General features: G+C 72.1%; 26 protein-coding genes. 15 read left to right on the top strand and 11 right to left on the bottom strand.

The annotated features are described in order from the left end of the window. Positions 1–111 precede the first annotated feature (111 nt). The 8 genes from J2S43_RS24120 to J2S43_RS24085 all read left to right on the top strand — a co-directional run bounded on the left by J2S43_RS24120 (position 112) and on the right by J2S43_RS24085 (position 6,496). Positions 112–855 carry a 2,3-dihydro-2,3-dihydroxybenzoate dehydrogenase gene (locus J2S43_RS24120; protein WP_306832852.1) on the top strand — a complete coding sequence of 248 codons (744 nt, stop codon included), beginning with the start codon at positions 112–114 and terminating at the stop codon, positions 853–855. Positions 856–869: 14 nt separating this feature from the next. Next, positions 870–2,021 (top strand): isochorismate synthase DhbC, encoded by a 1,152-nt coding sequence (dhbC, locus tag J2S43_RS24115; RefSeq protein ID WP_306832850.1) that lies wholly within the window; start codon positions 870–872, stop codon positions 2,019–2,021. Beyond that, entirely contained in the window at positions 2,014–3,588 is a 1,575-nt protein-coding gene (locus J2S43_RS24110) for a (2,3-dihydroxybenzoyl)adenylate synthase (protein ID WP_306832848.1), read from the top strand. The genes dhbC and J2S43_RS24110 overlap by 8 nt, the downstream gene beginning before the upstream one ends. Beyond that, entirely contained in the window at positions 3,585–4,199 is a 615-nt protein-coding gene (locus tag J2S43_RS24105; protein ID WP_306832846.1) for an isochorismatase family protein, read from the top strand. Before J2S43_RS24110 ends, J2S43_RS24105 begins: the two co-directional genes overlap by 4 nt. 203 nt (positions 4,200–4,402) lie before the next feature. Continuing rightward, a complete protein-coding gene (locus tag J2S43_RS24100) occupies positions 4,403–4,600 on the top strand; it encodes a hypothetical protein (RefSeq protein ID WP_306832843.1) in 198 nt (65 codons plus the stop codon). A gap of 7 nt (positions 4,601–4,607) precedes the next feature. Then, a complete protein-coding gene (locus J2S43_RS24095; protein WP_306832841.1) occupies positions 4,608–4,997 on the top strand; it encodes a hypothetical protein in 390 nt (129 codons plus the stop codon). Continuing rightward, entirely contained in the window at positions 4,998–5,423 is a 426-nt protein-coding gene (locus J2S43_RS24090; RefSeq protein ID WP_306832839.1) for a hypothetical protein, read from the top strand. A 104-nt stretch (positions 5,424–5,527) separates the two neighbouring features. Then, the gene (locus J2S43_RS24085) at positions 5,528–6,496 is read left to right on the top strand and encodes an RNA polymerase subunit sigma-70 (RefSeq protein WP_306832837.1); all 969 of its coding nucleotides are present in this window, start codon (positions 5,528–5,530) and stop codon (positions 6,494–6,496) included. 42 nt (positions 6,497–6,538) lie between these two features. On the opposite strand, the gene J2S43_RS24080 is transcribed toward J2S43_RS24085, so the two are convergent. The 7 genes from J2S43_RS24080 to J2S43_RS24050 all read right to left on the bottom strand — a co-directional run bounded on the left by J2S43_RS24080 (position 6,539) and on the right by J2S43_RS24050 (position 11,498). Further along, a complete protein-coding gene (locus tag J2S43_RS24080; RefSeq protein WP_306832836.1) occupies positions 6,539–7,249 on the bottom strand; it encodes an SDR family oxidoreductase in 711 nt (236 codons plus the stop codon). A gap of 304 nt (positions 7,250–7,553) precedes the next feature. Next, positions 7,554–7,826: a DUF4235 domain-containing protein gene (locus tag J2S43_RS24075; protein WP_306832834.1), complete on the bottom strand. Its 273-nt coding sequence runs from the start codon at positions 7,824–7,826 to the stop codon at positions 7,554–7,556. An 11-nt stretch (positions 7,827–7,837) separates the two neighbouring features. After that, positions 7,838–8,266, bottom strand: coding sequence for a DUF3618 domain-containing protein (locus J2S43_RS24070; RefSeq protein ID WP_306832832.1), 429 nt, complete (start codon positions 8,264–8,266; stop codon positions 7,838–7,840). Beyond that, positions 8,263–8,718, bottom strand: a complete 456-nt coding sequence (locus J2S43_RS24065; protein WP_306832830.1) for a phage holin family protein — start codon at positions 8,716–8,718, stop codon at positions 8,263–8,265. The genes J2S43_RS24070 and J2S43_RS24065 overlap by 4 nt, the downstream gene beginning before the upstream one ends. A gap of 130 nt (positions 8,719–8,848) precedes the next feature. Next, the gene (locus J2S43_RS24060) at positions 8,849–10,039 is read right to left on the bottom strand and encodes a mechanosensitive ion channel family protein (RefSeq protein ID WP_306832828.1); all 1,191 of its coding nucleotides are present in this window, start codon (positions 10,037–10,039) and stop codon (positions 8,849–8,851) included. Positions 10,040–10,192: 153 nt separating this feature from the next. Beyond that, positions 10,193–11,014 carry a DUF1206 domain-containing protein gene (locus J2S43_RS24055; protein WP_306832826.1) on the bottom strand — a complete coding sequence of 274 codons (822 nt, stop codon included), beginning with the start codon at positions 11,012–11,014 and terminating at the stop codon, positions 10,193–10,195. Between the two features lie 112 nt (positions 11,015–11,126). Beyond that, complete coding sequence (locus J2S43_RS24050; RefSeq protein ID WP_370881651.1) at positions 11,127–11,498, bottom strand: hypothetical protein; 372 nt, start codon at positions 11,496–11,498, stop codon at positions 11,127–11,129. Between the two features lie 26 nt (positions 11,499–11,524). On the opposite strand from J2S43_RS24050, the gene J2S43_RS24045 reads away from it, so the two are divergent. Together J2S43_RS24045 and J2S43_RS24040 are read left to right on the top strand one after the other, a co-directional pair. Next, the gene (locus tag J2S43_RS24045; protein ID WP_306832825.1) at positions 11,525–12,718 is read left to right on the top strand and encodes a cysteine desulfurase-like protein; all 1,194 of its coding nucleotides are present in this window, start codon (positions 11,525–11,527) and stop codon (positions 12,716–12,718) included. Between the two features lie 38 nt (positions 12,719–12,756). Continuing rightward, positions 12,757–13,038: a GNAT family N-acetyltransferase gene (locus J2S43_RS24040; RefSeq protein ID WP_306832823.1), complete on the top strand. Its 282-nt coding sequence runs from the start codon at positions 12,757–12,759 to the stop codon at positions 13,036–13,038. A 166-nt stretch (positions 13,039–13,204) separates the two neighbouring features. Here the strand turns inward: J2S43_RS24040 and J2S43_RS24035 are convergent, their stop codons facing one another. Both J2S43_RS24035 and J2S43_RS24030 read right to left on the bottom strand, forming a co-directional pair. After that, a complete protein-coding gene (locus tag J2S43_RS24035; RefSeq protein WP_306832821.1) occupies positions 13,205–13,831 on the bottom strand; it encodes a hypothetical protein in 627 nt (208 codons plus the stop codon). A gap of 88 nt (positions 13,832–13,919) precedes the next feature. Then, positions 13,920–14,078, bottom strand: coding sequence for a hypothetical protein (locus J2S43_RS24030; RefSeq protein ID WP_306832819.1), 159 nt, complete (start codon positions 14,076–14,078; stop codon positions 13,920–13,922). A 113-nt stretch (positions 14,079–14,191) separates the two neighbouring features. Here J2S43_RS24030 and J2S43_RS24025 point away from each other — a divergent pair, with 113 nt between their 5' ends. The 3 genes from J2S43_RS24025 (at position 14,192) to J2S43_RS24015 (ending at position 18,794) form a co-directional block, all read left to right on the top strand. Next, positions 14,192–14,842, top strand: coding sequence for a pentapeptide repeat-containing protein (locus J2S43_RS24025; protein ID WP_370881779.1), 651 nt, complete (start codon positions 14,192–14,194; stop codon positions 14,840–14,842). A gap of 897 nt (positions 14,843–15,739) precedes the next feature. Further along, positions 15,740–16,177 carry a MarR family winged helix-turn-helix transcriptional regulator gene (locus J2S43_RS24020; protein WP_306832815.1) on the top strand — a complete coding sequence of 146 codons (438 nt, stop codon included), beginning with the start codon at positions 15,740–15,742 and terminating at the stop codon, positions 16,175–16,177. 82 nt (positions 16,178–16,259) lie between these two features. Beyond that, complete coding sequence (locus J2S43_RS24015; protein WP_306832814.1) at positions 16,260–18,794, top strand: M14 family zinc carboxypeptidase; 2,535 nt, start codon at positions 16,260–16,262, stop codon at positions 18,792–18,794. A 207-nt stretch (positions 18,795–19,001) separates the two neighbouring features. Here J2S43_RS24015 and J2S43_RS24010 read toward each other — a convergent pair whose 3' ends face one another. Beyond that, a complete protein-coding gene (locus J2S43_RS24010; protein WP_306832812.1) occupies positions 19,002–19,307 on the bottom strand; it encodes a hypothetical protein in 306 nt (101 codons plus the stop codon). Further along, positions 19,301–20,287 (bottom strand): aldo/keto reductase, encoded by a 987-nt coding sequence (locus J2S43_RS24005; protein WP_306832810.1) that lies wholly within the window; start codon positions 20,285–20,287, stop codon positions 19,301–19,303. The genes J2S43_RS24010 and J2S43_RS24005 overlap by 7 nt, the downstream gene beginning before the upstream one ends. 82 nt (positions 20,288–20,369) lie before the next feature. Here J2S43_RS24005 and J2S43_RS24000 point away from each other — a divergent pair, with 82 nt between their 5' ends. Both J2S43_RS24000 and J2S43_RS23995 read left to right on the top strand, forming a co-directional pair. Then, positions 20,370–21,146 carry a methyltransferase domain-containing protein gene (locus tag J2S43_RS24000; protein ID WP_306832809.1) on the top strand — a complete coding sequence of 259 codons (777 nt, stop codon included), beginning with the start codon at positions 20,370–20,372 and terminating at the stop codon, positions 21,144–21,146. Beyond that, positions 21,143–22,174, top strand: coding sequence for an adenosine deaminase (locus tag J2S43_RS23995; RefSeq protein WP_306832807.1), 1,032 nt, complete (start codon positions 21,143–21,145; stop codon positions 22,172–22,174). Before J2S43_RS24000 ends, J2S43_RS23995 begins: the two co-directional genes overlap by 4 nt. The last annotated feature ends 13 nt before the right edge of the window (positions 22,175–22,187 follow it).

Below are 22,187 nucleotides of genomic sequence, written 5' to 3'. Positions count from 1 at the left end.
ACAAACACCACTCCCATGGATACCTTCGACAGGTTAGGCTAACCTAACGCGGCGATCTTAGATTGCTCTATGTGTTGCGGGTTCGCTGTGCCCAAACCAGGAGGAGATGGCATGGAGCACGTCTTCGCCGGCATGACAGCCCTGGTCACAGGCGCGGCACAGGGGATCGGTGCGGCCGTCGCGATCGCGCTGGCAAACGGCGGTGCCCGAGTGATCGCTACGGACCGTAACGAGCAAGATCATGATCACCCCCAGATCGAGCGGGTACGGCTGGACGTCACCGACGTCGAGGCCGTAAACAAGATCACCAGTGCGGCCGGGCCGATCGGACTGCTCGTCAACGTCGCGGGCATTCTCCGCCTCGGCCCGGTCGCCTCACTCAGCGACCGGGACTGGGCCGACACGTTCGCGGTCAACACGACCGGCGTCTTCCACCTCAGCCGCGCGGTCGTGCCCGGCATGATCGCCCGCCGGGACGGTGTGATCATCACGGTCGCGTCCAACGCCGCGGGCGTCCCGCGGGCCGGCATGGCCGCCTACGCCGCGTCCAAGGCCGCCGCCGTGATGTTCACCAAGAGCCTCGGGCTGGAGGTCGCGCGGCACGGCGTGCGGTGCAACACGGTCTGCCCCGGCTCCACGGACACGCCCATGCAGCGCGCCATGTGGAGCGAGGGGGCCGGCCCGGGCGCGGTGCTGCGCGGCGACCCGGAGTCGTACCGCGTGGGCATTCCGCTCGGCCGGATCGCCGAGCCGGAGGACGTCGCGGACGCGGTGCTGTTCCTCGCCTCACCGGCGGCGCGGCACATCACCATGCACGACCTGTACGTCGACGGCGGCGCCACCCTGCGCGCCTGAGCGGAGGTTCATCGATGACCGACCTGAGGACCCAAGCGGCCACGGAGCTGATCGACGACTACCGACCGGGGTCGTCGTTCTTCTTCGCCTCCCCCCGGCACACGCTGCTGGCCGAGGGGGTGGCCGTCGGCGTGCCCGGCCGTGCCGCGGACCTCCCCTCGTACGTGTCCGGCATGCTGGGCGCGCTGCGCGAGGCCGGTGACGAGGCCCCGATCGCGGTCGGCGCGATCCCGTTCGACGGCACCGCGGCCGCGCAGCTCTGCGTGCCGATGTCCGTGCGCCGGTCCGCGCCGCCGTCCGGCCGGGTCCTGGCCGAGCCCACGGGGACCGGCTTCCACCTGCGCCCGGTTCCGGAGCCCGCGCGCTACACCGAGGGCGTCACCCGGGCGCTGGCGCTGATGGAGGGCGACGCGCTCACCAAGGTCGTGCTTGCCCGGTCGCTGCACGTCACCGCGGACGCCCCGGTCGACCTGCGCGACCTGGTCCGGCGGCTGGCGCACCGCGACCCGCGCGGCTACACGTTCGCGGCCGATCTCCCGCACGGCCGCACGCTGGTCGGCGCCAGCCCGGAGCTGCTGGTCTCCCGGTTCGGCACGCGCATGGTGGCGAACCCGATGGCCGGGTCCGCGGCCCGCAGCGCCGACCGGTACGAGGACGTGCGCCGGGCCGCCGCGCTGCGCGACTCGGAGAAGGACCTGCGCGAGCACGCGGTCGTGGTCGAGTCCGTGGTGGAGGCGCTCCGGCCGTACTGCAAGGAGATCGAGGTGCCGGTCCGGCCGTCCGTGGTGCCGACCGCGACCATGTGGCACCTGGCCAGCCGGATCGCGGCCGAGGTCGCGGACGACGCGATCTCGGCGCTTGCGCTGGCGCACGCGCTGCACCCGACGCCCGCGATCTGCGGTGTGCCGGTCGACGCGGCCCGCGCCGCGATCGCCGAGATCGAGCCGTTCGACCGGGGCTTCTACACCGGCATGGTCGGCTGGACGGACGCGGCCGGCGACGGCGAGTGGGTGGTGACGATCCGCTGCGCCGAGGTGGACGACCGGTCGATGCGGCTCTACGCGGGCGCGGGCATCGTGCCGGGCTCGTCGCCGGAGGCCGAGCTGGCCGAGACGACCGCGAAGTTCCGCACCATGCTGCGCGCGATGGGTCTCGGAGATGAATGACTTCACGCCCTGGCCCGGGTCGGCGGCCGAGCGCTACCGGGCGGCCGGGTACTGGCAGGGTGAGACGTTCTCCGCGTGGCTGAACGGGCTCGCCGCGCGGTTCGGCGACCGGGTGGCCGTCGTGGACGGTGCGCGGCGGTGGACCTACGCCTCGCTGAACGAGGCTGCCTCCCGTACCGCCGGAGCCTTTGAAGATCTTGGGGTGTCCCGCGGGGACCGGGTGGTGGTGCAGCTGCCGAACATCGGCGAGTTCCTGCCGGTCGTGCTGGGGCTCTTCCGGCTCGGCGCGCTGCCGGTCTTCACGCTGCCGTCGCATCGCCGGGCCGAGATCGGGCACATCGCGGCGGCCACGGACGCGGTCGCCTACGTGCATCCGGGCGTGTGGGAGCGCTTCGACTACCACGAACTGGCCGCGGAGGTGTCCGGGACGGCGCCCGCGCTGCGACACGTCATCACCCCGGACACCGTGAGATCAAGACCCTTCGAGGGTACGGATGTGAGCGCCGGCGACGTCGCGTTCCTCCAGCTCTCCGGCGGCAGCACCGGGTTGCCGAAGCTGATCCCGCGCACGCACGACGACTACCTCTACAGCGTGCGGGCGTCCGCGGAGATCTGCCGGTTGTCGTCCGAGACGGTCTATCTGGCCGCGCTGCCGGTCGCGCACAACTTCACGATGAGTTCGCCCGGCGTGCTCGGCGTGCTGCACGCGGGCGGCCGGGTGGTGATGTGCCCGGCGCCGAGCCCGGCGGTCGCGTTCCCGCTGATCGCGGCGGAGCGGGTGACGATGACCGCGCTGGTCCCGCCGCTCGCGCTCGTCTGGCTGGACGCGGCCGCGCACTCCGATGTGGACCTGTCGTCGCTGGAGTTGTTGCAGGTCGGCGGCGCGCGGCTGTCCGACGAGGCGGCGGCGCGGGTCGAGCCGGTGCTGGGCTGCGCGTTGCAGCAGGTGTTCGGCATGGCGGAGGGCCTGGTCAACTACACGCGGCACGACGATCCACCCGAACTCGTGGTCGGCACCCAGGGACGGCCGATCTCGCCGGACGACGAGATCAGGATCGTGAACGCGTCCGATGTGGAGGTTGCGGCCGGTGAGGTCGGGCACCTGCTGACGCGGGGGCCGTACACGATCCGCGGCTACTACCGGGCGGACGCGCACAACGCGGTGGCGTTCACGGCGGACGGGTTCTACCGCACCGGGGACCTGGTGCGGCAGCTGCCGAGCGGGCACCTCGTGGTGGAGGGCCGGGCGAAGGACCAGATCAACCGTGGCGGCGAGAAGATCGCGGCCGAGGAGGTCGAGAACCACCTGCTCGCCCACCCGGCCGTGCTGGACGTCTCGGTCGTCGCGGTGCCGGACCCGGTGCTGGGCGAGCGGACCTGCGCCTACGTGATCCTCCGGGCCGGTGCGGCGGCGCTGACCGCGGGCGAGGTCCGGGCGTTCGTGCGGTCGCGGGGCCTGGCCGCCTACAAGATCCCGGATCGGGTGGAGTTCGTGAGCGAGTTCCCGCAGACCGCGGTGGGGAAGATCAGCAAGGCACGTCTACGTCGCGGGGAAGGTCTGTCGTGAGCATTCCGGTCGTCGATCCGTACCCGCTGCCCGGGGTGGAGGATCTGCCCCGCGGACGGGTGTCCTGGAAGGTCGAGCCGGCGCGCGCGGTGCTGCTGGTGCATGATCTGCAACGGCACTTCCTCCGGTACTACACGCCCGGCACGTCCCCGCTGGCCCCGATGCTGGACGCGATCGGGCGGCTGCGCGCGCGGGCCGCCGCGCTCGGGGTTCCGGTGGTCTTCTCCGCGCAGCCCGGTGGCCAGACGCCGGCGCAGCGCGGGTTGCAGCAGGAGATGTGGGGCGACGGTGTGGGCGCGGGCGCGCCCGCGGAGATCGTGGTGCCGCTGGCCCACGGCGAGACGCTGATGCCGAAGTGGCGCTACAACGCGTTCCACCGCACCACGCTGGACACGCTGATGGGCCCGCGCGACCAGCTGATCATCTGCGGCGTCTACGCCCACATCGGCGTGGCGGCCACGGCCGCGGACGCGTTCATGCGCGACATCCAGGCGTTCGTCGTCTCCGACGCGGTCGCCGACTTCAGCCGCGCCGACCACGACGCCGCGCTCGCCCGCATCGCCGACCACTGCGGCGTCGTCCTCCCCGCCGCCGAGGTCTTCCCCACCTGATCTTCCGGGACGGCCGGCCGGTCACTCGCCCGACGTGGCCGGCCGCCCCGGAACCACCCCGGCTCGCCCGGAATGGGACTGCCGATCAGCGGACATCCCACGGAAAACGACGTCCAACCGCGACCCGTCGGCCGACGCGGCGAGGTCGACGTTCGTCGTTGGATCGAGGGGCAGGCGTTCCCTGCACCGACGGAGGGCGGGACATGCACGCGGCGCATTACCTGGCCGAGCTACGGCGGATCGTCCGGTCGCCCTACGACGAGGAGACCGACTCGCACGGCAACACCTGGACGCGCGAGGGCGGCGAGTTCGTCTGCGAGTCCTGGACCTGGCGGGCGAGCATGTGCGAGGCCGGCGGGCGGCTCAGCGTCCGGATCACCGAGGTGGACCCGAAGCGCTGAGGGCCGGGTGGGTGATCTCGACGAGGCGGCCGCCGACGTCGTGGACGGCCTCGCGCAGGGTCCGGGTGCCGCCGTTCTGCATGGCGTGCAGAACAACTCCTGCGCGGCGGCGAGCAGGACCAGCGCCTCGTCGTTCGCGCCGAACGAGTGCCGCGCGCCGGCCAGCCCGCGCAGCGCGTGCGCCTCGCCGGGCCGGTCGCCGGTCTCCCGGGCGGCCCGCAGCGCGACCTGCATGACGTCCTGCCAGTCGTGGAAGCGGCCGCTCCACTGCAGTGACGGCTGCAGATTCAGGGCGAGATGCCAGGGTACGAGGCCGGAGCCGGTCTCGGCCGCGAGCCGGACCGCGTCCAGCAGCGTCTCGTGGTGGTCGGAGAACCAGCACATCGCCTCGTCGTAGGTGCCGGGCCACTCCGGCACCACGCCCGGCGGTGCCGGCGGCGGCGCGATCGGCCTGGCCGCCCGCCTGCTGCGGATCGACGTGCCCGACCCGGCGACCGCGCGGGAGCTGCTGGAACGCCGCCTCGCCGGACCGGCGCACCGGCTCGGGCGCTCCGGTCCGGAGCGGCTTTCCGGGCCGGAGCGGCTGGACGAGATCGCCGAGCTGTGCGGCCGGCTGCCACTGGCGCTGGCGATCCTGGCCGCCCGGCTCACCGCGCGTCCGGCCCTGTCGCTGGAGGCGGTCGCGGCGGAGCTGCGCGACGACGCCCGCCGCCTCGGCGCGCTCCCCGGCCGGGCGCTCCCCGGCCGGGCGCTCCCCGGCCGGGCGCTCCCCGGCCGGGGCGTGAGCGATCCGCGGTCCGCGTTCTCCTGGTCCTGCCGGTAGCTCGGCACGGGCACCTCGCGGCTGTTCCCGCCGGGTGATGAGTTGTCGCGCCCCGGCCCGTCATATCTACGACGGCACGACGACGAGGCGTGAGGATGACGGGTATGACGACGGACATGGGCGAGCTGGCCGAGACGGCGTTCTCCGGGCTGGCCGAGCGGCACCGGCGAGAGCTGCACGTGCACTGCTACCGAATGCTCGGCTCGTTCGAGGACGCCGAGGACACGGTGCAGGAGACGTTCCTGCGAGCCTGGCGGCGCCGGGAGACGTTCGAGGGGCGGTCGACGTACCGGGCCTGGCTGTACCGGATCGCCACCAACGCCTGCCTGGACCTGCTCGCCCGGGTGCGCCCGGAGCCGGCGACCGGCGGTGAGGTGCGGTGGCTGCAGCCCTACCCGGACCTGCTGCTCGACGAGCTGCCCGCGGGCGCCGCGGACGAGCCGGAGACGGCCGCGCTCGCGCGGGAGACGATCGAGCTGGCGTACCTGGTCGCGGTCCAGCACCTCGCGCCACGCCCGCGCGCCGTGCTGATCCTGCGGGACGTGCTCGGCTGGCCGGCGAAGGACGTCGGGGAACTGCTCGGCGACTCGGTCAACTCGGTCAACAGCGCGCTGCAACGGGCCCGCGCCGGCATGCGGGAACACCTGCCGGCCGAACGGCAGGACTGGACCGGCGGCGAGGAGGACGCCGGGACACGCGACCTGGTCCGCCGGTTCACCGAGGCCAGCGTGGCCACGGACATCCCGGCGCTGACCGCGATGCTCCGGGACGACGTCCGCTGCTCGATGCCGCCCACGCCGGGCCTGCACATCGGCCGCGACACGGTGGTCAACGACTGGATCCAGGACGGTTTCGCGGAGATGACCGGCCTGCGCGCCCTCCCCACCGCCGTGAACCGCCAGCCCGCCGTCGCCTTCTACCACTGGCGGGAAGGGGAGGCCGCCTACCTGCCGCTGACGCTGGACGTCCTGCGCATCACCGGCGGCGCCGTCACCGAGATCGTCACGTTCCACGCCGACCGCTTCGCCGGGCTCGGCCTGCCCGAGCGCCTTCCGGCCGGCGATGCGCGGTAGCCGCGGCCCGGTGGCGCGGAGGCGCCACCGGAGCCGGTGTGGTCAGCTGAAGAGGGCGGCGGGGATGTCCGCGTAGAAGAGCGCGGGGTCCTTGGAGAGGGATGCCTTGACGTTCGCGGTGGGAGCATCGGCGATCACCTCGAGCTTGCCCGCCTCCAGGCCGTCCAGCGCCAGCGCGACCACGTCGCGCGGCGGGAGCTTGGCGACGTCGACGGCGGCCATCATGTCGGTGTCGGCGATCGCCAGGGCCAGCGCGGTGACCTGGGTCTTCTGGTCGGCCAGCTCGAGCCGGATGCCGTTGGTGAGGGACCACTCCGCGGCCTTGGAGGCGGCGTAGCCGTTGCTGGACGGGGCGAAGGTGTACCAGCTCAGCGCCGAGATGACGTTGAGGATGGCGCCGCCGGCGAGCCTGGGGGCGAACGCGCGGGTGACGTCGAGGGTGCCCCAGAAGTTGGTGTCGAACTCACGGCGGATGTTCTCCGTGGAAGCGCCGAGCAAGGGGGCGTTCGTGGAGATGCCGGCGTTGTTGATCAGGATGTCGAGGTCGCCCACCTCGGCCGCCGCGGCCGCGACGGACGCGGGATCCGTGATGTCCAGCCGGAGCGGGACGACGCCGGGCACGTCGATGAGCTCGGGGCGACGGGCGGTGGCGTAGACGGTCGTGGCGCCGCGGGCGAGGAGGGCCTCGGCGAAGGCCTTGCCGAGGCCGCGGTTGGCGCCGGTGACGAGGGCTGTCGTGCCGTTGATCTGCATATCGCCACGCTAGGACCTGACGTTGACGTCAGGGGCAAGTCGTGCGCTGTGGATCACTGCGTGGAGCGGGGTGCGGCGATCTCCCCGCGCCGGATCCGGGGAACGCGGGCCGCGGCCGGCCGATACGCGCGACCGGGGTGACGCGGGCCGCGATCCGCCGAGATCCGCGAGCGGCGCCTGTGGCGAGTGCGTCGGCGTGTGCGGCGCGGAGCGCGCAACGGCGGGTGCACCCGAGGGCGGCACCCGCCGTGTGGGAGTGCGGGCGGCCGTGTCCGGCGCCCCTCCCGTACCCGCTGAATGGGTTTTAGTCGGGCCAGTGGCCCGTGACCCTCCGGACGCCGACGGCGCCGCCACGGTCGACCGCGGCCTTGACCACCGCGAAGATCGCGCCCTGCAGCGCGGCCGCGACGAGGATCTCGGTCCAGCCGCGGTCCTCGTCCGTCGCGTTGGGCGCGTCGTCGTCGTTGCCGGCCAGCTTCCAGATCTCCTTGAACACCGCGCCCGCGATCGCACCCGCGGCCACGCCGGCGAGGATACCGACCGGCTTGTACGCCAGACCGTTGATCTTCTTTCCCACGAGATCTCCTTTCAGCGCCGTCGGCGGATCAGCCAGAGCGCGAGCACGAGCGCCGCCGCGCCGGCGACCGCGATGGCGGCGACCGGCACCGGGTTGCGGCGCACGGTGTCGCCCGCGTCATGTGCACGAACCGACACGACGTCCTTCGCCTCGTGTGCGCGGTGCGACACCGCGCCGGCGGCCTCCTGCGCCCGGTGCGACACCATGTCGGCCGCCTCGTGCGCCTTCAGCGCCACCGTCTCCTTCGCGTCCTGCACGCGCGTCGCGAACGCGGCCTTGGCCTGCTCGACCTGCTCCTTGGCGCGTGCCTTCACGTCCGCCTTCGCGGCCAGCGCCTGCACCGTGTCGCCCAGCTCGGCCCGGGTGCGCTCTATCTCGGCGCGCAGCGCGTCGAGATCCTGCGAGGTCCCGTCGTTCTTGCGTACGTCTTCCATCGTCATGACCGCCCTCGCTTCACCGCTTCGGTCACGGCCTCGACGTCGGCCTTGACGCCGTCCGTAGCGGCCTGGGGCATCGGGGGAACGGCCTGCTTGACCTGCTTGCGGCCGAGCAGCGCCAGGATGCCCGCGCCGATGAAGAGGACGATCGTGACGATCAGCGAGGCCAGCCACGCGGGCATGACCAGCGCGAGCGCCAGGATGATGGTCGCGATGCCGGCGCCGAGCCCGTAGAGCGCGAGCGCGCCGCCGCCACCGAAGAGCCCCACGCCCACACCGGCGTGCTTGCCCTTCTCCGTGAGTTCGGCCTTCGCAAGCGCGAACTCGTCCCTGATGAGTCGTGTGATCTGTTCGCTGGCCCGCTGTACCAGCTCGGACGTGGAGGGTTCACCGACCCGGGTCACCACCCGGCCGCTACCCGCCTGAGCGGAACTTCGGTTCAGGACATCCGCCATGACTCTCTACTTCCCCGCAAGCCCGCGGTTTATGCAGGTCTAGAGCCTGTATCGATGTGGTGGCGGAGCGAGGCGCGGTCCAGTGGCGCCTCGGCCTCGCCGCAGCCCGTCCCCACATCGATACGCGCTCTCAATGCGTGTGCACGGGCTCTTCCGGCCCGGTGAACGTGTGGCTGCGCTCCTCGCCGTCCTCGCTGCCGCCGAAGAGGCGTGCGTCGTCGACCGGCTCGGCGGGGCGCGCCTGGGGGCTGCGGCGCTTCTCGCCCCACTGCCAGCTCAGGTCGCCGCGGGAGTCGCCGACCTCGGCGCGCCAGCGCGGCATCGCGGTCGGCCGCCGGTCGCGCACCCAGCCCACCAGGTGCTCGCGGACCAGACAGCGCAGGTCCCACAGCGTGCCCGCGTCCTGCGCACTGACCAGCGCGCGCAGCCGGATCATGCCGCCGGTCGCGTCCGTCACCTGGAGCACGCAGACGCGGCCGTCCCACAGCTGGGTGCCCTCCAGCAGGTTGCGCAGCTCCTCGCGCATGTCCTGCACCGGCACGGACCAGTCGACGTCGAACTCCGCGGTGCCGAGCACGGCCGACTGCGTACGCGTCCAGTTCTGGAAGGGTTTGCTGGTGAAGTACGACGTGGGGAGGATCAGCCGGCGGTCGTCCCAGATCTGCACCACCACGTAGGAGAGCGTCAGCTCCTCGATCTTGCCCCACTCGCCCTCGATCACGACGACGTCGTCCAGCCGTACCGCGTCGCTGAACGCGAGCTGCAGCCCGGCGAAGAAGTTGGAGAGCAGCGTCTGCGCGGCCAGCGCCGCGACCACGGACAGCAGGCCGGCGGAGGCGAGCAGGCCGCCGCCGATCGCGCGCACGTCCGGGAACGTCATCAGCATCACGCCGGCCGTCACCACCACGATCACCGCGATCGTCACCCGGCGCAGCATCACCACCTGGGTGTGCAGCTGGCGGGCGCGGCGGTTGTCCGGCACGTCGGTGCGCCAGCGGGCCAGCGTCAGATCCTCGAACGCGACCAGGAACGCGCCGATCAGCCACGCGGCCGCGGCCATCACGAGCAGCACCAGGCCGTGCAGCAGGTGCCGGCGCCACTCCGCGCCGGCCGAGTCCGCGGTGGTGAACCGCACCGCGAGCTGGATCGCCATCAGCGTGATCGCGAACTGCACCGGGCGGTGGGTGTGCTCGGCCAGCTCGGAGGCGAGCTGGGAGTGGGCGGCCAGTTTCTTGATGATCACGTGGGTGACCGCGACGAAGAGCAGCGCCAGCGCGGCCGCGGCGATGGTCACGCCCACCGTGATCAGAATGTCCTCCACGGAAACGTTTCTCCCTCCGTGTCGGGGCTTCGGTTTGAATCGAGGCTTTTGCCTGTCTTGTTCCTGAGGAAACCTCGGGCCCATGCTAGGCACATCACACGGCGAGGCCGGGTCGCGAGTGCGACCCGGCCGGGATTTTCACGCAATGTTGAGCTACACCTTGCGGTAGCGGAACTGCACGAAGCAGAAGGCGCCGTACGCGGCGATGCCGAGCGCGACCAGCGTCAGCAGGATGGGGCCGTAGCTCTGCTCGACCAGCGTGCGCAGCGCGGCGTCCAGCCCGCGCGCCTTCTCCGAGTCGTAGGTCACGGCCGCGGTGATCACCAGGAAGCCGGCGATGCCGTACGCGATGCCCTTGGCGATGTAACCGGCCATGCCGAGACGGGAGGAGACCTTGCGGACCGCCGGGCTCATCTCACCGGTCTTCAGGTGGTCCTCGAACTTCTTCTTCCACCCGTGGTAGATCATGCCGAGGCCGATCGCCAGCACCGCGAGGCCGGCCGCGCCGACCAGCAGGCGGCCGCCGGTCGAATCCATCAGCTTCTCGGTCAGCTTCTGCGAGCTGTCCGCGTTCGACGCGTTCGCGCCGGAGACCACCTTGTAGGCGGTGAACGCGAAGTACAGGTAGGTGAGCGCGCGGCCGACGGAGACGAGGCGCTCGAACAGGCGCTCCTTGCCGTTCTCCGCCTGGTGGCCGATCGCGGCCTCGAGCGCCTGCCAGATCGCCATCGCGACCAGGCCGACGCCGATCGCGCCGACCAGGAACGCGCCGAAGGACTGCGAAGCCAGCTCCTCCAGCGCGCCGGCCTGCGAGTTCTCCCCGCTTGGGTTGCCGAACGCGACCTGGAGGGCCAGCCACGCGAGCAGGAGGTGCAGCACGCCGTACCCGATGAATCCGGCCCGGGCGAGCAGCTCCAGCGACTTGCTGTTGGCGGCACGGGACGCCGTGCCTCGAGCGTCATGGGTGAGCGACATGAACCGTCAATCACCGAATGAAGAGATTCGTAAACGTGATGAGGGCTATTCAGCGCGGTAGACCAAGCCGCTGACCTGCGGGCCGGCTTCGGCGCCGAACAGCCCTCATCCCCTAGGCCACTGAGATCTCGATCGCGGCCTGGGTGTCGGTCAGGGACTCCAGCTGGACCAGGAAGCCACCGACCTCGGTGGCGGCCTGGCCGACGGTGAGCCCGATCTGCTCACCGGCCACCTCGAACGTGGCGACCTGGCCCTGCACCTCCACCAGCTTCGCCTCGATGCCGAGGACGCTGGCGCTGGCGTTGGCGCCGCGGTCGAAGGTCACGGTGCACTGGTCGAGGCCGCACTGGGTGTCGTAGCCCTCGCCGGAGCACGCGGCGAGCGAGAGCGCGAGAACGGCTCCGAGAAGGGCGGCGGGCACGGCGCGGGCAATGCGTCGGTTCGTCGTCACCCGTCCAGGGTACGGGGCCGCCACCACCACCATGATCAACGCTCGTTATCGTGCGCCGCATGCCGTTCGACGTCGACGCGATCCGTTCCCGCTACCCCGCTCTGGCCGAAGGCTACCTGCACTTCGACAACGCGGGCGGCAGCCAGGTCGCCGCGCCGGTCGCGGACGCGGTCGCGGCCACCATGCGCGCGGCCGTCTCCAACCGCAGCGCCGCGTTCGAGCCCGGCCGCCGCTCCGGCGAGATCGTCGCGGCCGCCCGGCACGCGCTCGCCGACCTGCTCGGTGCCGCGCCGCAGGGCATCGTGCTCGGGCCGAGCGCGACCGCGCTGACCTACCGGGTCGCCCGCGCACTCGCGGACACCTGGCAGCCCGGCGACGAGATCGTCGTCTCCCGCCTCGACCACGACGCCAACGTGCGCCCGTGGGTGCAGCTCGCGGCGCGGGCCGGCGCGACCGTGCGCTGGGCCGAGTTCGACCGCGCCACCGGCGACCTGCCGGCCGCGCAGTTCCGGGAACTGACCGGCGAGCGGACGCGGCTGGTGGCGCTGACCGCGGGCAGCAACGCGAACGGCGCCGCGCCGGACGTGGCCGCGATCACCGCGATCGCCCGCGCGGCCGGCGCGCTGACCTACGTGGACGCTGTGCACAGCACGCCGCACCTGCCCGCCCGGACCGGCGCGGACTTCGTCGTGACCAGTGCGTACAAGTGGTCCGGCCCGCACCTCGCCGCGGTCGCGGCCGACCCCGCGCTGTGGGAGCGGCTGCGCCCGATGAAGCTGGCCCCGTCGTCCGAGGCGGTGCCGGACCGGTTCGAGCTGGGCACCGCGAGCTTCGAACAGCTGGCCGGCGTGACCGCCGCGGTCGAGCACCTGGCCGACCTCGCAGCCGGCGGCGGCGACCGGCGCAGCCGGCTTGGCGCGTCCTTCGCCGAGATCCAGCGGTACGAGACCGCGCTGCTCACCCGGCTTCTCGACGGCCTGGCCACGCTGCCCGGCGTGACCGTGCTCCCGGCGCCGGACCGCCGCTGTCCGACCGTGTCGTTCCGGCTGGCCGACCAGCCGCCGTCCCGGACCGCCGCGCTGCTCGGCGAGCGGAACATCTGCCTCTCCGCCGGCGACTACTACGCCTACGAGTTCTTCGAGGCCCTGGGCCTGCGGGACAGCGGCGGCGCGGTCCGCGCCTCGCTCTACCACTACAACACCGAGGCCGAGGTCGACACGCTGCTGAACGCCTTGTCCGACCTGCATGGCTAGTCTTGCCTTCTGCGGAAGTCGATCGAGGGGAGCCGGCGATGGGCGCCGAGGTACGGGACAACGCGGCCGAGAGCCGCTTCGAGATCGTCGTCGACGGTGAGGTCGCGGGCTTCGCCGCCTACCGGGTGCGCGACGACTCGCTGATCTTCACGCACACCGAGGTCGATCCGGGCCACGAGGGCCAGGGCCTCGGCTCGAAGCTGGCCGCCGGGGCGCTCGACGCGGCGCGGGAACGCGGTGCCACGGTGGTGCCGCGGTGTGCGTTCATCAAGGCATACATCGAGCGGCACCCGGCGTACCAGGACCTCGTCGCCCACTGACACCCCTGCCCTGCCGGGCCCAAGGACGTTGCTTCCCGCTTCCGGCGTGGTCACTTTCCCAGTGCTCCCGCGGGCACCGGTCGGCCGCGGGCGGCCTCCCTGCACGTCGCGTCGTTGGTCACCACGAACAACGGGCGCCGGGCTGTCGTACCCGCGAAAGGGCAGGTCAATCGTCGTCGCGCGGGGCGAGCATCACGTGCATCGGCTCGCCCGGCTTCGCCTCCGGGCAGCGCAGCCGCAGGTCGAGGTGGCCGAACGGGCTGCCGACCAGCCAGCAGTGGTGCGGCTGACCACTCCCCGGGTACGCGTACGACTCGAAGAACCGGCAGGTCACGCACATCTTCGTGATCGGGATCTGGTCGGCCGCCTGCATCGTGCGGATCTTCGTGGTGACCACGTCGAGCAGGTGCTGGCGGCGCAGCGCATCCAGGTCGTGCAGGCCGTTGAGCAGGTCCGCGGCCCAGTTCATCGGCTCGAGCGGCTCGGCGCGCCCGGCCTCGGTCAGCGACAGCCGCATCTCGCCGGGCGAGAACGACGGCGCCGGGCCCATCGCCACCAGCCCCTCGGCGACCAGCGTCTCCACGGCCGCGAGCAGCGACTTCGTGGTCATGCTCAGGTCCTTGGACAGCTCACTCAGCGGGTAGCTCGCGTCGCGCCGGCGCAGCACGAGCAGCACCTGCTGCTGAGCGAGCGTGCGTTCGGCGGTCGCCGCGTCGTCGCCGGCCGCGCGGACCGCGACCGCCACCCGGGCGAGCCCGGCGGCGAGATGGTGGTGCGACAGTTCGAGATCCACAATTCCGCCCCAGGTCGCTTACTCTCCGTCTCTGTGCAGCTCGTCACGGTACCCGGGTTGCAAATTGCAGGGCATGACGGCCGAACGGCTAACGCTTCCCGCCGCCGAACATCGCCCGAATCGCCAGGACCAGGAACAACACGCCCACGATGATGCCGAGCGCCTGCACCACACCGATCTCGGACCAGGGCCGTTCCTCGGCGGCGAGCGCCGACATCACCCGGACGGGTGTCACGAAAAAATCCACACCAGAACCATAAAACCCATTCGTGGGTACGGCGAGCCCGGGCGCGTCGGACCGGCGGTGCGCGAACTCCTTAGGGTGGCGGGGTGCCTCCGTCCCGCCGCCGCGCCACCTCCATGCCCAGCTCCGCCGAGCCGAAGCCGCCCAAGCCGCCGTCCGGCGTGGAGCGCGCGCCCGGCGACCCCGAGCCGGAGGGCGGGTACGCGCGGCTCGCCTACTACGACGTCGACCTGTCCGGGCGCGAGGCCGAGGCGGTGCGGTTCAGCCAGTGCCGGTTCCGGGCGGCCGACCTCTCCGGCGCCCGCCTGGACCAGGTGTCGCTGACCGACTGCCTCGTGCAGAACTCGAACTGGGCCAACCTGACCAGCGACGGCGGCGCGCTCACTCGCGTCGAGTTGCGCGACTCGCGGATGACCGGGCTGACGATCGCCGACGGGACGCTGCGCGATGTGCGCGCGGAGGAGTGCCGGCTGGACCTGTCCGCCTGGCGGTTCACCCGGTTCGAGGCCGTGCACTTCGTCGGCTGCAACCTGACCGGCGCGGACTTCACCGGCGCGGACCTTCGTGGCGCCCGCTTCACCCGCTGCGACCTGACCGGCGTCCAGCTCCACCAGGCCGACCTGACCGGCACCCGCTTCCGCGGCTGCTCACTGGCCGGCGTCGGCAGCCCGGCGCAGCTGCGCGGCGCCGTCTTCCACGAGACCGACCTCCCCGCCCTCTCCTACGTCCTGGCCGCCGCCATGGGCATCTCCGTCGACTCCGACTGACGGCCGGACCCTGCTACCGGAGCTTTCGGCACCCGGGTGTCAGTCCGCGCATCGAGACCTCGGCGCCGGACGCCCAGCAAACCCGTGATCAGGGTGGACGGCGGGGCTTTCCGGTGACCACCCGCCTGACCGGCAGGGAGGCCGCCCGCAGCCGACCGATGCCCAATGCCACTTGGCTTAAGTTGACCACGAATTCCTGCCTGCGCTTACCGAAAGCGCCCCGTTGACGTCCGCGCGACGCCCGCCGGCCCTCCTCTGTCGCCCACACCCCTCGGACTGACTCTGTTGCCCTTTTCGGGCCGGGGAGCGCGAGCTGACCCGGCCCGCTCGCGGCAATCGGGCGCCGCTCGCCCGAAATATCGCGACATCCCACCCTCCGGCGCGGACCACACACTCGCGAGACGGCACCGCCGCAGCCTGAGTGATCAATCAGGTGAGCAAAAGGTAGATCAAAGATCGAAGTTGATCGCGTTTTCGCTCACCTGATTGATCACTCAGGCGCCAGGCCCGAGGCCGTCAAGATCTCCCGGCCCCGCCAGCAGGACGCGTGCCCGCTTCATCGGGAGATTTCGGGCACGGGGCGCCCGGGTCCCCACCGGAAGAGGGCCGGCCCTGACCGCCGCCGGCGATGTTCCGGCGCCCGGAGACCGCGCGCGATTCGCGCACCGACAGCGAGCCACGCAACCCGGATCGGGCTGAGAGCATTTCTGCTGGTCGCGGGAGTGCGGCCGTACCGCTGCTCCTTCAGGATCAAATTAGGCTGAGTGGCATCGGGCCGGTGCCCGCGGGAGCACTCGGAAGGTGCCCACGCCGGAAGCGGGAAGAAGGGTTTCCGATCTTCGCCGTTGGTTATTTGCACGCGCCGGGTATCGGCTTGCGCCTGTTAGGCTGACTGCCATGGGGATCGCGGATGACGCGGTGCAGGTCCGGGCGCAGGGGTGGCGGACGCTCGCCGCGCTGCACGGGCTGATCGACGCGGCGCTGGAGCGGGCGCTGGCGTCCGCGCACGGGCTGTCCGTGGTCGAGTTCACGGTGCTGGACGCGCTCTCCCGGCAGGACGGCTTCCACATGCGGATGTCGCAGCTCGCGCGCGCGGCCGCGCTGTCGTCGAGCGCGGCGACCCGGCTGGTCAACCGGCTGGAGGACCGCGGGCTGCTCGGGCGATACCTGTGCCAGGACGACCGGCGTGGCATCTACTCCGAGCTGACGCGACAGGGACGCGAGCTGTTGGCGAAGGCGCGGCCCACGCATGACGAGGTGCTGGCCCGCGCGCTCGACGAGGCAGGCGCGACGCCGGAGCTGGCGCCGCTGGTGAAGGCGCTGCACCAGCTGTAACACGCATGTGACGGTGATAGATATTGATTCGATCTCTGTCGTCCGGCCAGGATCTTGAGCACATCCATCATGGAGGTGCTTCGTGCGCTCACCGGGCAAGATCCTCACCGGGCTGCTGATCGCGGGACTCGGTGTCACGCTGCTCCCACCGGCCGCGACCGCGGCACCGCCGGACACACCCCGCCGCGACTTCGGCAACGGGCCGGAGCGCAACGAGATCGCTGCCACGGACACGCTGGCCGGGCTGTCCGCCGATTCGCGGTCCTCCGGGTCACCGTCCTCCGAGTCGCGCTCCGAGTCGTGGTCCGCGGAGCGGCGCGGCGGCGGCTACCCGCGGCAGACCCGGCTGCGCGTCTATCCGGAGAACCCGGCCGACAAGTCGATCAAGCTGGGGCTGGTCCCCTACCACGGGATCGCGCCGCGGCTGAACGCGTTGCAGGCCGCGAGCAACCGCGTCTCCGCCGAGGTGATCGGGCAGTCCGCGCTGGGCCGGGACCTCTACCTGGTCACCGTGACCGCGCCGGAGAGCGCGTCCGAGACGCGCCGGCAGTCCGAGTGGCGTCGGCTGATCGAGGACGACCCGGGCCGCGCCGCGCGCGACCGGTCGCTGACCCGCGACTACAAGGCCCCGATCTGGATCAACGCGAACATCCACGGCAACGAGTGGGAGGGTACGGACGGCTCGCTGCGCCTGATCGAGCAGCTCGCCACCGCGACCGACGCCGCCACCGCCGCGATGCTGCGCCGCACCCGGATCTACTTCACGGTCACCAACAACCCGGACGGCCGGATCGCCGGGACCAGGGCGAACGGCGCCGGCTTCGACGTCAACCGGGACCACGTCACCTCGTCGCAGCCGGAGTCGCGGGCCGTGCGCGCGGTCGCGATCGACGCGCAGCCGCTGGTCATGCTGGACGAGCACGGCTACACCGGCACCACGCTGATCGAGCCGTGCACGCCGCCGCACGGCCAGAACTACGAGTACGACCTGTACCTGCCGCACGCGTACGACAACGCGCTCCGCATGGAACGCCAGGTCAACGCGCTCGGCCTGCCGGTCGACATCCCGTTCCGCGACTTCGCCCCCGGCGACTGGGACGACTGGCCGCCGATCTTCACCCCGATGTACGCGATGTACCACGGCGCGATCGGCCACACCGTGGAGATCCCGCTGCGCGTCAACAACGCGGACTACGACACGCTGCCGGTCGCGGAGCTGCAACGCCGGGCCGCGGTCAACACCTCGGTGGTGGAGGCCACGATCCGCGGCGCGCTGGACTACACCGACGCGAACCGCGTGTCGCTGATCGCCGGCCAGATCGAGCAGTTCCGCCGCGGCTGGGCCGGTGAGCCGCTGCGCGACGTCCCGGACGACTTCGTGCCCGGCTACGGCCCGGAGGACCGGTACAAGACCGAGTTCCCGCGCGCCTACGTGATCCCGGCCGGGTCGCCCGCGGCCGCGCGCCTCGTGGATCACCTGGTCGCACACGACATCCGGGTGAGCCGGGCGTCCCGCGGCTTCGCGCTGTCCGGGCGCTCCTACCCGGCCGGGACCTACGTCGTCGACATGCACCAGCCCAAGCGCGGTCTGGCGAACGCGATGCTGGAGGCCGGGCGGGACATCTCCGCGCTGGTCCCGCAGATGTACGACATCTCCGGCTGGTCGCACCGGCTGCTCTGGGGCGCGCCGGTCTCGATCGTCCAGCGCGGCGCGCTGCCGGGCGGCCTGCGTCCGGTCACGGTCGCGGCTCCCACCGGCGCGGTGCCGTCCGGGCGCGGTGACGTGCTGCTGACGCTCACCGACGCGGCGGACGTCCGCGCGTTGAACGCGCTGCTGAACCGCGGCGTCCCGGTCCGTCGTCTGGCGGACGGCACGGTCGTGGTCCCGCGCCGGGAGGCCGCCGCGGTCGCCGGCACCTACGGGGTCCGGTTCACCGCCGCCCCGCGCGGTGCCACCGGTGTCCCGCTCACCCGGCCGGTGATCGCCGCCGCCGCGGCCGCGGACGAGCTGCTGGTTCTGCGTGACCTGGGCTTCGAGGTCCGGCCGGTCGCCACCTCGACGCTGAACGCGGGCGAGTCGCTGGCCGGCGTCTCCGCGCTGTACGTCTCGTCCGGCCTGTCCTGGTCCATGCTGAGTCCCGCCGCCAAGACACAGGTCGCCTCCGTGGGCGCGGTGATCACCCGCGGGGTCACCGGCGCCCGGTTCAACGCCGACGCCGGCCTGCTCCCGGTCACCGCGGTCGCCGGCCGCTCCGACGCCAACGGCGTCGTGTCCGTGGTCAACGGCCACGGTCCGGTCGGATCCTCCGCGCTGCCGCACTCGTTCGTCTACTCGCCGCTGTGGTTCACCGGCTTGGGCGCGGGCGTGGTCGCGGAGCAGCGCTACGCGGCGACGCCGCTGGTCGCGGGCCACTGGCGCGCCACCGACACCGGCACCGGCGGTCCCGCCGACGCGGCCGGCCAGGCCGCCGTCGTCTCCGGCGTCTCGGCTTCCGGCACCGCGACGGTCCTGTTCGGCACCGAGCCACTGTTCCGCGCCCACCCGAAGGGCCTGTACCCCCAGGTGGCGAACGCGATCCTCTGGTCGGTGACGGCGTCGGTCACCGCCGCGTCCTGACGCGGCCGGGCCGGTGCTCACGTTGCACTCGAGGGAAGTGCTCGGCAGGGAGCACGAACAGACACGTGAGGTGGCCGATCACCGGCGCGAAGGCCATGCCGATCCGCTGGGTGGAGGGGCGGTCCCGGAACCCGGCGAGTGACCGCGAACTCGATCGATGATCGAAGGCGGCATGCACTCTGTGCATGCCGCCTTCGTGTGCGGAGCTCAGCGCCAGGTGGGCGCGTTCTCCCGGATCGCGGGGAGGCTGACCGAGGTGGGCTGTTCGGTGATGGGGAGCAGCTCGGGCTCGGTGGGGGCCGGGGTGGGCGGCCGGAGCCGGGAGCGGACGCGGACGCCGACGACCATCGCGATCAGGCCGCCGACCAGCAGGATCGCGCCGGCGATCGACCAGGCCGGCCCCTTGGTGATGGAGCTGCCCTCGATCATCTCCAGGCCCTCGAAGATCCAGAGGGCGCCGAGGACGAAGCCGAGCAGGCCCAGCGTCAGCGTGCCCCACACCTTGGTCACCATCGCGCGTGCACCTGGGGGCGGATCAGCTCGTCGTAGACCTCGGTGACGGCCGCGTGGGTCTCGGCGGAGAGCGGCGGCAGCGCGGCGGCGGACGCGTTGCCCTCGGCCTGGGCCGCGTTGCGGGCGCCCGGGATGATCACGGTGACCGCGGGCTGGTCGATGAGCCAGCGGAGCGCGAACTGGGCGAGCGTGGCACCGGCCGGGACCAGCGGGGTGAGGCGGCGGACCGCCTCCAGGCCGGTCTCGAAGTCGACGCCGGAGAACGTCTCGCCGACGTCGAAGGACTCGCCGTGCCGGTTGAAGTTGCGGTGGTCGTTCGCCGGGAACGTGGTGGTCGCGTCGTAGCGGCCGGAGAGCAGGCCGCTGGCGAGCGGCACGCGCGCGATGATGCCGACGCCGGCCTCGGCCGCGGCGGGCAGCACCGCCTCCAGCGGCTTGAGCCGGAACGCGTTCAGGATGATCTGCACGCTGGCGGTGCCGGGCCGGGCGATCGCCTCCAGTGCCTGGTCGCAGGTCTCCACGCTCACGCCGTACGCACCGATGCGCTTCTCCTGGACCAGCGTGTCCAGCGCGTCGTAGACGGCCTGGGACGTGAGGACCGGCGTGGGCGGGCAGTGCAGCTGGACCAGGTCGAGCGTGTCCACGCCGAGGTTCGCGCGGGACCGGTCGTTCCACGCGCGGAAGTTGTCGAGCGTGTAGTTCTCCGGCTCCTGGGGCACCCGGCGGCCCATCTTGGTCGCGACGGTGAGCCCGTGACCGGGGTGTTCGCGCAGGTAGCGGCCGATCAGCTGCTCGCTGCGCCCGTCGCCGTAGACGTCTGCGGTGTCCAGGAACGTGACGCCCGCGGCCACGGCCGCGTCGACGGTGGTGAGCGCGTCGTCCTCGTCGACCTCGCCCCAATCCGCGCCGAGCTGCCAGGTGCCGAGGCCGATGACGCCGGCGGCCGTGCCGCCGAGCTTGGGGAAGCTTCTTCTCTCCACGGCTCCGAGCCTAACCCCCGGCGCCCGGCGATGTCGTTTACAGTTCAGCAAGACGGACGTACGGTTTTTGGCGGAGGTGCGCATGTGGGACCCGGAGATCTACCAGCGGTACGGCGACGAGCGCTCCCGGCCGTTCTTCGACCTGCTGGCCCGGGTGCGCACCGGGGCACCGCGCCGGGTGGTGGACCTGGGCTGCGGCCCCGGCGACCTGACCGCCACGCTGGCGGAGCGCTGGCCGTCCGCGCGGGTGGAGGGCTTCGACTCGTCCACCGAGATGATCACGAAGGCCGCCGCGCTGGGGAAGCCGGTCGAGTTCGCGGTCGGCGACGTCCGGGCGTGGGAGCCCGAGCCGGACGTGGACGTGCTGGTCAGCAACGCGGTGTTGCAGTGGGTGCCGGGCCACGAGGAGCTGCTGCCGCGCTGGGCCGCCGGGATCGCGCCGGGCGGGGTGATCGCGTTGCAGGTGCCGGGCAACTTCGACGCGCCGTCGCACCGTGCACTACAGGCGCTGGCGGGAGAGTGGGACGCGCTGAACGACGTCGGCATCATCCGCCGCGTGCCTGATTTCGAGGCATACGCCAGGATTCTGACGCGGCGGGGCTGCACGGTCGACGCGTGGGCCACCACCTACCTCCACCTGCTGCCGGTGAAGGACGGCGACGAGCACCCGGTGCTGCGCTGGATGGACGGGACCGCGCTCCGGCCGGTCAAGGCGGCGCTCCCGGACGCCGACTATCCGGCCTTCCGCGCATCGCTGGGGGAGCGGCTGGCGGACGCGTACCCGGTGGAGAATGGTCTTGTTCATTTTCCCTTCCACCGCAACTTCGTGGTGGCCCGTACTCCTCAGGGGCGCGCGTGAGCGATCTGACCGAATTCATCGCCGGACTGCCCAAGGCCGAGCTGCACGTGCACCACGTCGGCTCGGCGTCACCGCGGATCGTGGCCGAGCTGGCCGCGCGGCACGCGGGCAGCACGCCGGTGCCGGCCGACCCGGAGGCGCTCGCGAAGTACTTCGAGTTCCGCGACTTCGCGCACTTCATCCAGGTCTACCTGAGCGTCGTCGACCTGATCCGCGACCCGGAGGACGTGCGGATCCTGACCTACGAGATCGCGCGCGAGCTGGCCCGCCAGCAGGTGCGGTACGCCGAGGTGACGCTCACGCCGTTCTCCACGGTCAACCGCGGCATGCCGGCCGAGGCGTACTGCGAGGCGATCGAGGACGCCCGGCGCAGCGCCGAGAAGGAGCTGAACATCGCGCTCCGCTGGTGCTTCGACATCCCGGGCGAGGCCGGCCCGACCGCGGGCGAGGACACGCTGCGGATCGCGCTGGACCAGCGGCCGGACGGGCTGATCAGCTTCGGGCTGGGCGGGCCGGAGGTGCCGCGCCCGCAGTGGAAGCCGTACTTCGACGCGGCGCGCGCGGCCGGCCTGCGCTCGGTGCCGCACGCGGGCGAGACCACCGGGCCGGAGACGATCTGGGACGCGATCCGGCACCTCGGCGCGGAGCGGATCGGGCACGGCATCGCGGCCGCACAGGATCCGGAACTGATGGCCTACCTGGTGGAGCACGACATCGCGCTGGAGGTCTGCCCGACGTCGAACGTGCGGACCCGCGCGGTCGCGTCGCTGGCCGAGCACCCGCTGCCCACGCTGGTGAAGGCCGGCGTGCCGGTGACGATCAACTCGGACGACCCGCCGATGTTCGGCACCACGCTCAACGACGAGTACCGCGTCGCGGCCGAGCTGCTCGGCCTGGACACGGCCGGCGTGGCCGAGCTGGCCAAGGCCGCGGTCACGCACTCGTTCATGCCGGCGGGTGACAAGGTCACGCTGACGAACGAGATTTCCGCTTATGCGGGAGAGGGATTATCGGACATCCGTCGTTGACAGTCTCCCCACG

Source organism: Catenuloplanes nepalensis (assembly GCF_030811575.1).
GTDB lineage: Bacteria > Actinomycetota > Actinomycetes > Mycobacteriales > Micromonosporaceae > Catenuloplanes > Catenuloplanes nepalensis.
Note: the sequence above shows the minus strand (reverse complement) of the source record. Positions and strands in the feature narration are given on the sequence as shown.